This window comes from Synergistota bacterium (assembly GCA_021159885.1).
GTDB lineage: Bacteria > Synergistota > GBS-1 > GBS-1 > GBS-1 > AUK310.
Window position 1 is genome coordinate 1 of the sequence record JAGHDO010000086.1, and the last position, 9,213, is coordinate 9,213.

The 9,213-nt window shown below is 40.1% G+C and carries 9 protein-coding genes; all 9 read right to left on the bottom strand.

Features of this window, described 5'->3' with window-relative positions; all coding sequences use genetic code 11:
- Positions 1-218: 218 nt before the first annotated feature.
- Positions 219-485 (bottom strand): CRISPR-associated endonuclease Cas2, encoded by a 267-nt coding sequence (cas2, locus tag J7M13_08425; protein ID MCD6363999.1) that lies wholly within the window; start codon positions 483-485, stop codon positions 219-221.
- Positions 486-1,478: a type I-B CRISPR-associated endonuclease Cas1 gene (gene cas1b / locus J7M13_08430; protein MCD6364000.1), complete on the bottom strand. Its 993-nt coding sequence runs from the start codon at positions 1,476-1,478 to the stop codon at positions 486-488. It lies immediately after the preceding gene.
- Positions 1,475-1,963 (bottom strand): CRISPR-associated protein Cas4, encoded by a 489-nt coding sequence (gene cas4, locus J7M13_08435; GenBank protein ID MCD6364001.1) that lies wholly within the window; start codon positions 1,961-1,963, stop codon positions 1,475-1,477. Before cas4 ends, cas1b begins: the two co-directional genes overlap by 4 nt.
- Positions 1,960-4,161 (bottom strand): CRISPR-associated helicase Cas3', encoded by a 2,202-nt coding sequence (gene cas3, locus J7M13_08440; GenBank protein ID MCD6364002.1) that lies wholly within the window; start codon positions 4,159-4,161, stop codon positions 1,960-1,962. The genes cas4 and cas3 overlap by 4 nt, the downstream gene beginning before the upstream one ends.
- Positions 4,162-4,214: 53 nt before the next feature.
- A complete protein-coding gene (gene cas5b, locus J7M13_08445; protein MCD6364003.1) occupies positions 4,215-4,934 on the bottom strand; it encodes a type I-B CRISPR-associated protein Cas5 in 720 nt (239 codons plus the stop codon).
- Complete coding sequence (gene cas7b, locus J7M13_08450) at positions 4,931-5,848, bottom strand: type I-B CRISPR-associated protein Cas7/Csh2 (GenBank protein MCD6364004.1); 918 nt, start codon at positions 5,846-5,848, stop codon at positions 4,931-4,933. The genes cas5b and cas7b overlap by 4 nt, the downstream gene beginning before the upstream one ends.
- Positions 5,829-7,532: a TIGR02556 family CRISPR-associated protein gene (locus J7M13_08455; GenBank protein ID MCD6364005.1), complete on the bottom strand. Its 1,704-nt coding sequence runs from the start codon at positions 7,530-7,532 to the stop codon at positions 5,829-5,831. The genes cas7b and J7M13_08455 overlap by 20 nt, the downstream gene beginning before the upstream one ends.
- Entirely contained in the window at positions 7,495-8,298 is an 804-nt protein-coding gene (cas6, locus tag J7M13_08460) for a CRISPR-associated endoribonuclease Cas6 (protein MCD6364006.1), read from the bottom strand. Before cas6 ends, J7M13_08455 begins: the two co-directional genes overlap by 38 nt.
- Before the next feature lie 18 nt (positions 8,299-8,316).
- A partial coding sequence (locus J7M13_08465) for a TIGR01897 family CRISPR-associated protein (GenBank protein MCD6364007.1) occupies positions 8,317-9,213 on the bottom strand: 897 nt, incomplete at its 5' end.

The window sequence follows — 9,213 nt, forward strand, 5'->3', positions numbered from 1 at the left end:
CCTCATAGGTAGGCTTCAAACCCCACTAAAGTTAACGGAAAATATGCAGTAATCAAAATGTTTCCATCCCTCATAGGTAGGCTTCAAACCAATGCAAAATAAACTCCACAACTTAAGAATAACAATGGCTTTTCGCTGTGTCAAGAAGCACCAAAATTTCTATCAAAGCCGCTTAACCCTCGATAAAGTAAAAACTATAAGGCATCCGGCGGCAACCCCTATATAAAGATATCTTCAGGATCTCCCTTCTCACAGCCTATAACCTCTCTTTTAAAATACTTTTTAGTTCTGAATGTGTAGATTATGATCGAATCTTCCTCGGGATCCATCACTTTCCAAAGATCCAATTTCAAAGCTTCAAGCTGAGACAAGGTCAGCTCCCCTTCGAAAACAGAAAGCTGAACCCATGTTAAATAACGCCTGCAAATTTTATGAAATTTATTAACCCTTTTTTCTCCCGCGTCATAAACAAGTATCACAAACATTTACCTCGTCCTCACAAAAGGAGTATAAACTTCATCCATGAGAATATGCTTATAAATCTTATAGCACTCAAGCCGAATCAAGCGTCTATAAGAAACTTTTCTACGCAGCCGCTTATGCTTAATAGTTTCTGAAAGTCTCTCCTCATAAGCTTTTATAAATTTTCTCATACCCTTTTCCAACATGTATATTCCTCCAAGGTCTTCGCGAAAATCATTAGCTTTTATTTCTCTCCTGTTTAAAAGAGAAAATATAACTCTATCAACAATGATAGGTTTAAAAATCTCTGCAAGATCAAGATTAAGAGTAAAAGATCTCTGATTAGTTTCGTGAAGATATCCTATTCGAGGATCAAGGTGCGTTCTGTAAATTTCTGACAATACCGTTGAGTACAAAAGAGAATTACCAAAAGAGATCAGAGCATTCAAGCGGTTAGCAGGAGGACGCCTGCTACGAACTTCAAAAGAAAAATCAGGATCCCCTATTATTTCATCAAAGGCAGAATAGTAAATTTCACGCGCCGCTCCTTCAACTGACATTAAGGAAGGAATTTCACGAGCTGTATTTATTTCGCTTAGTTTATCCTCTATAGCACGTATCTGATTCTCCAGGCAACAACCACGTGATGAGTATACCCTCAACACGAAAAGCATATTTGCTATTGCTCCATAAACAAAAGAGCGTGCAAGTCCAAGTCGCAATGACGGATTAAGAAAGTGCTCGACTTGTTTTAAAACGATAAGACCCGAGTTCATGTATTCACGTGGATAGTAAGTTCCAACATAGTATCCGTAATGATTAAAAAAGTGGAGTATTACCTTTTTCTGCGTTAAAAATTCAAGCAATCGCTTATTAAGCGTAATCTCTGAGAAAACGCATATCTCAGAAATGGCTTCAACGGGAATAACTCTTTTATCATCCTCAGATATAAGCACTATCGTGTTTCCTTCCCTTTTTAGCTGTCCTCCACTGAAAACATAAACCGTCCTTTTCAACCCCAGCAAACCTCCAGATACGAGCAAGATTTACAGCAAGATCGCTTTCTCAAAGGAGGAGGAAAAGGTTTACTTAATACTTCCTTCATTTCTTCCAAGATTTCCTCAATCTTACGCTCGAGCTCGGGGGTTAAAAACACTTTCTCCGTCTTCCTTTCCTTAGGAAACAAGAGAATGCCGTTTAAAATTAACCCCTTTTCTTTCTTAAGATAGTAAAGATAGAACCCAAGCTGAAGCCTCGCAAGCTCTTTATGTTTGGAAGACTTCTTAACCTCAGCGAGAAGCTCATCTTTAAAAAGATCTATTTTAAGAAGCTGATCTATGAACACTTCTTTTCTGAAACGAGCATAGCTTGTCTCATGCACGAGCCTTCCCAGAAAAAGGAGCTCATGCTCCTGATCAGATTCTATAGAATGGTAGAGAAACCAGCCCTGTCGCGGACAAGTCGCATAAGCGAGGAAGACAGAAGCATTTATATCTCTCACAGAAAGATCGCCTCTTCCAAAATCCCACGCGTGAAGCCAGTTTCTTCAGAATATATATTCTCAAACTCTGGATGCTTTCTCGGAAGATGACAAACGGTTGAAAGGAACGGTAAACAACCCAAACGGAGAGTTTTAAGAACTCCCTGTGGGACACCAACGATATATCTCCATAGCTTAGGCCTAATCTCCAAAAACATGTTTCTCTTTTTCATCCTTTTCTCATAGCTTGAAGCAGACATACTCTCAATATGGCGGAGAATCTCAACAAGCTTAGTCGCTTCTTCATCCCATTCTATGAAAACAGGAATTTGATCAACGCTTTCTATGAGCTTATACATTCCCACCTCCCCATAAGACAAATCAGCTATAGCCTGGCTTAACTCTTTATACTGAGAAACAGCTTCTCTTATACTCTCAAAATAGAGCTCAACAACCTTAAGATAGTCCTTCTCAAATATGCTACCTTCCCTCCCCAATAGAAGATTCCTTGTGATAGAAAGCAAAGTTTCATCATATATGTAGCTTGCGAGGAGCCTATTAGTCTTTTCATCCATGAGACGCAACAACACTACTTTCCCCTTATCAAGCATGGCATTTCTATTGCACCTTCCTGCAGATTGAATGATAGAATCCAAAGGAGCAAAGTCTCTTATAACCTTCTGAAAATCTATATCGATGCCTGCTTCAACAACCTGAGTTGATACAAGAATCAGTTTTTTTCTCCCCAGAAGAGCTCTCAACTTTTCTATCCTATTTTCTCGATGGATAGGTATTAAAGCTGCCGAAAGATAAAAGAGGGTATATTCCTTCCCCACAACTTCTTTAAGCCTTTTGTAAACCTCCTGCGCCGACCTAACAGTATTCATTATTACTAAAAGATTATCCGTTGAATCGATTTCTGGTAAAAGCCATTCCTCGATATCGAAACAAGAACGCTCTTTAAAAACAGGATAAAGATGAGTTCTGGAAAGATTCTCAAAATAGTAAGTTTTCTTCGGCATGGTAAGTTCAAGAGCTTCTCTAAGTAAAGCGGGACGCGTAGCCGTCATCAAAACAACATATGTCTTCCAATGCTCGGCTAAAAATTTAAGCATCTTTTCCATGGAGTCCCAGTATCTAACCGGAAAGTTTTGAACCTCATCCAAAATAAGAATGCTCCCCATTAGGCGGTGCAATCTCCTAAAGCTTGAACGGTGATTGCTAAAAATGGTCTCGAAAAGCTGAACGAATGTCGAAACTATAATTTCAGCATCCCACGTTTCTACAATGCTAAAGGCTTTGTCATAATCCCCAAATAGAGCATTTTCCTTTATGAGAAAGGAAGGATCGGTTCTATAGTGATGCTTGATTATAACCCTTTCTGGAATACGCTTCCTGATAAGAACCTTTCTCAAGATTTCATAATTTTGATCTATTATACTGGTAAATGGAAGAACGTATATTATTCTTGAAGAATACCCCTTCTCTCTTTCTATTCTATTCCGAAGTTTTAAAGCAAAAGAGAAACCAGCTAGCGTTTTGCCTATGCCTGTAGGAGCCGTTATTGATAGAAGTCTTTCTGAGAGAGAAATTCTACCAGCTTTCTGAACTATATCACTGTAAAATTCTCTTCTTAACGACATAAGGGGTGAACTTCCCCTTAAAGACACTACGAAATCATCCACTATACTCGAGGGTATGTTCACTCTTTCCATATTGGCAGGAAGATCCAAAACCGCTCTGATATCTGCATCTACGAGCATCCCGAGAAGCAAATTGGTTCGAAGATATAAAGTAAAATCCTTCCTGTTTCTAACCATGTCATAGGCTTTCCAAGAAAATTCACCCTCAAACTCTTCCTGAGAAGGAAAGATAAGATCTTTATACTCTAAAAGAGCAGAATACTGGCGTTCCAGAATAGACCACATGCAGGAATAACAAAGCTCATCCTCAAGATTATAAAGCACAGAATGATGTGATTTTATAGCCAAAAAAAGAGGGAGCTTCCACTCAAGCGGAAGCTCCCTTGCATGATTCCATAAGGTTAAAACAGCAGAAAGAAGAGCATGGGAAGAGAGTTTACCACTTACTCTACTTCCTCGGAGATGGTCCTGAAAAAAGCGAGTTGCTTTTCCAAGGTCATGCCATTCAGCACATAATAGCGCGCTTTTCCTCAATAGATCATCTTGAACAGGAAGGTCGTCGAGATATTCCTCCACTCTTCTTTTAACTTCCGTAAGATGGTGTTTTAAAAGAACGCCCGGATGAGATTCTATGGAAGTAATGCTATCCTCGCCTCCTCATTATAAGGATAGGAATAAGAGCTCTTAAGCTTTGCACAAATGCTTTTACCAAAGGGATTAAACATTATATCAGCTGACTCAATAAGCGTTCTATCAGAAGAAACAGCTATCGGCATCCTGACTTTCATTAAAGCAGTTTCTCCCTCAAGCTTTAGATCAAGAAGATCTTCACACAAGAAAGCACTCACGACGTTTCCAAAGCCACTGCAAAGAGTTAGTTCCATGTCCCATAGCAATTCAAAATCAGCTAAGCACTCTGAAATACCGAGGTAAGGAGTGTAATATGGGGAATGATTTTCAAGCCTGCTTCTAAGCTCATCCATAAGCATGGCATCAGAGTGATGGAAATAAATCTCATAAGAAGGATTCTTTAAAAGCTCAAGACGAACCTGCGTATGAAATCTATCCCCCTTAGATCTCTTAAGGTTAATCCAAGCTTTACTTTTAGTATCGAGGTAGTTTACGCCCAACGTGATCTTCTTGGAAGGAGAAAGAAGTCTCACTCCCACTCTGCTTTTCTGGGGAGAAAGAATTTCTGGATACTCTTCCCTCTTCAAGCCAAGTATCGCTGCTATAAGTCCCCGTATGGTGCTTGGTGGAGGAAAGGGATAGGTCAATGGCGAGCTTGTTGTATAAAATCTCCTAAAAAGAGCGAAATCTCCCCATATTTTGAAGGCAATAACCCTCATGTCAGATCAAGAACCTTTACGGATTCTTTTCCCAAGGCATTTTTAAGCTCATCAACTATATCTTGAGATAAGTTAAGCCTCTCACTAAGCGCTATCTCTACACGGTTGATCTTATCCTTATGCTTATCAATAGATGCAATGAGCTCATCAATTTCAAGAATTCCCTCAGAAATGTCCCTCACTTCTTCTTCCCTTTTACCGTTTTTGGGAACCCATTTAATCCTTTTATCGAGCTCCCCGATATAAAAATCGGTATCTTCTTTGTAGATGATCCTTAAAAGAAAGCGGGGCTCTTGCCCGAACTTACTCCTCGTTATTAAATCTTTGGTCCCCTTCCACATCGCCTCGATCATAAGGTCCAAATCTTTCTCTTCCAAGCGGGTATCCTGAGCGGCATGCTCATTGGCAACACCGTAAAACGCTATTAAAGCATAAGGCACTATCCATTCCTCACGAAAAGTTCCCTGCTCTCTGCCCTCTCCAGAGGGCATCACCGTAGTTCCCTTCATGAAAACCGGACCGGAAATCCTGTGTAGCGAGCGCCCGAATTTAAACTGAACCGGACCTATCCAGGTAGTTCTCGCTTCCTTAACCGCCGTGGTTGCACCGAAAAGGCGCATATCAATGCACTTTTCAAGGACTTTTTTCGGATCATTTTCAAAATCTTCCATCCGCTCCTTCTTTGTCCTCAAAGTGCCATCATCTTTTTTCTCCTCCCTGATGAATACCTCTAAGCCTTTAACGGTATAAAGGTAATCCCTTATAGTCCTTTTTAAGCGAACATCGGTAACTATTACCTGCCCGGTTTCCTCATCAACGCGTGGTTTATTCTCGTCAAGGGGATCACCATTGGGATTAGCATCTCTCACATCGTATATAAACAAGATTTCATTTCTATTCCTGAGTATTCCCATCTTCTCCACCTCCATCAAACCTATTATGAATAGCCATACCCACAACGAGATAGAAACCTATCTCATCTGGGGAAAGTCCCCAATCATCACCCGCCGATATAAAAGAAAGAGCTATCGCCTCACGGAGGTTCTTCCAGTAATGACCGACATCATATTCGTTCATTTTATTCTGGAGAGCAACCCAAAGATTTTTCACATCCTTCTGGCTCAACCGCAGATTCTTCAGCTGCTTTCTGAAAGGAGTAGAACCACGCTCTAAACGCTGCGTGACCAAAAATTTCTGCACAAGAGCGCCAAGAAGAACCAGTCCGCGCTTAGCCGGGTGATTAAAGAAATCCGCATACCTGTTAAAGAACTCCGCATATGGAATATCTTCCCTCATCATCTCACCTCCTGAAAAATCCTTGCGCTTGAGAACACCCCACCTCTTAAGAAAAACAAGTGAGAAAAACGCTTCCACTATTGCTCTAAAGGGAAAACCGTTTCCTCGAAGAAATTCCACCGATACCCTATCCATCGTTCGAGCAAGAAGCCATCTTTCATCAACCACTGATTTTCTAAAAACTTTGTCAACAAGCTTCAAGAAATCCTCATCCGAAAATCCCGGTAGATCAGATCTCTTTCGTAAATAAGGTGAATAGAAAAAACTAAAGTTTGTCTCGAGATTAAGATTAACCGAAAAATCAGTTACCAATTCCTCCTTAAGGAGGATATATTTTTTCAATCTTGACGGCAGAACTTCTTCTATGTGAAGGAGTATCCTTAACGCCTGATTCTCCTCCTTAGGAAAGACGAAATGATAATAAACCGTTCCTCCTTCCTCCCCCGCTTCCTTAAGAATGCGATCTTCAAGCAGACCCGGATATCCACGTTCATAAACTTCCCCTTTAAAATTCCTAAAGCGATTGATAACTCCCTCTAACGCTCCTTTCTCGGTTGATACGGGAATTATCCAAAAATTCTTTCCATAGAAAGAGTGGGTAAGAAAATCTTCCAAGGCTCTTTTCCCTCTTAAAAGATTAAGAACGCATTTCTCACACAAACTGCATTGCTTCCACGCGTAATTTTCATTTACCTCAGGGGCATATCCAGGCTTATCAACGGTATAAAAGCGAAAAATCCTATTAAGACCAGAATAGACCTTCCCATAAAAACCGCACATATGACATCTACCTTCCTGATGAGGATCAAGCACGCTAAAGAAAAGGGATGTCAGTTTCTTCCTAATATCCTCCCTTTCAGCAGGATATTTACCGTCTACCTTCAAAACGACAAGAAACTGCTTCGTCTTACCAGCCTCTTTGCGAAGAAATTTTATGCATTTCACAATCTCGCTATATAACGCATTATCAACTTCATAACCAAGTTCAGCCAAAATTTTAAGTCTTTCCAAAATGGCAGTTTCCTTTCCAGGAAGTTTAAAGCTTAAAGAACTCGCCCTCCCTTTAGAAGCAGGTGGCTCAATAAAAAAATAGCGTTTATATACATTGCTTCTGTCATATTCTTCGATAGAAGTATCGCTAACGGTTAAAGCTTTCCCTTCCGATTTAAGATCAATGCACAAAACCTTGGGGAATTTTCCCCTCTTCTCGTCAAAATTCGGATAGGGATCACTAACCAGCGCAAGTGCTTCCGGGTACTCCCCCTCAAGTAGCTTCCCTATCTCTATCAGTGCTTTCAGCACCCTTTTTACCCCTCCTTTTAGCGTAAAACTCTATCATGCCAAATCCCTGACTGTTCTTAGAGCCTAAACCCGCATCAAAAGCAAGCTTAAAATACGGCTTAGGAACGCTAATCTCATAAAGTCCGCTCCAACCTTTTATCCACGTGCCTTTAAAATTAATAATCGCCAAATTCTTCTCAGAAACCTTAAAAGGTTTTATATAAGCACTATCAAGCGAAGGAGCTTCTCCTAAGTTAAGAACTTTTGCTTTTCTCTCAAGATTACTTAAAACGAGGTCTGAAAACTCACTATCCCATGGAGAGAAATAAACCGTCTTTTTCCTACCTTCAGGGGTATATAGAGTTCTATAAGCCACGATCGGTGAAATCGCTTTGACGATAATTTTTTCTCTATACCGAGGGTAGTTTTCAACACCGAGGTATAAAAGCTCACAATTATTATTCCCGAGCCTGATTCTCTCCTGCCTTACTATATATCTTGCAAGAGAAACGAGAAGCTGATCATCAACCGCAGATATTTTTAAGGTAATCTCCTTAGAAAACTCAATTTGCTTTTTATCATATAGATACTTTGCCCCCTTACAGATTAATCTCGAAAAAGTAAATAGCTTGAAGTGTCTTTTGCCGTAGGAGTAGCCCTCGTTGTGATACCAGTCCGCAAGGGCGGAGTCAAGCGAGCTATAGATCATCGCCTGAACTATGTGGTTGTAGTGGATTGGGATAACCAGCTGCCCTCCCTCGGGCTCAAATTTAATAGCTATCCTCATAACCAAAACTCTTTAAAACTATTTCAATCCTTCCTGACACATACAGGCCACCGTATCAATCCTGTCCTGCAAAAATCTAAGATATACATTATCTCCCCCTTTACGGATTTCAACGATATTTCTTTCAAAACCAGCGTGAGCCAGGAAATTTCGCTTGTCCGGCTCCCCCAGCTGGTCTTTTTCTATTACCTTGTTATATAATTGCCAATCCCAAGAATAAGGCTTATTAACGATATCTCTTAAAGCTCTAAGCTCCTTATCAATCATTAAGCTAAGACGATTATCAAAGCTAAAAATAGTTTCAACCAGGTTTTCTAACTCTTCTATAGCCACTTCCCTTTTTGCCGAATCCAAAACGCTTTTTCTACCGAGAAGTTCAGCAATAAGGAAAGAAAAAACGCATACTTTAAAGTCCTTACCAAAGCTTACTCTCTTAGTCACCTTAAGCCTATTCTCAGCATTAGAAACGGTAATATAGCTTTCGTAAATCTCAAAAGTCCGCAAGATAACCTCCCTCAGTTTCTCTCTATCAGGATAAAACGTAAAAAGGGCAAGAGGTAAACCATTATAGAGAGCACCAATAAAAGCAGATATTTCTCTTTTACCTATGCCTCTAAAATAAGATAAATCTTTCTCAAACAATTTCCTTCTTTCTTCTTCGCCCATCTCCTCCGTTGGTTCCAGCACTCTTCCTTGTTTTATTCTTTCATTGAAGGGCCGCGGTTCAGGCTTAGTTTCCTCTATTAAATTTAGAGAGATTTCTTCGGTCACTCCCCGAGAAAAAGGATCTGCGTTATATGCCTTAAAATTAACTTCTTTAACAAAAACGGAAAGCAGACCTGCCATTTCCTTAACCGCCCTGTAAGTGAGAATGGTTTGATAGTTTATCCCATGTGTCAAATCAAGACAAATCTC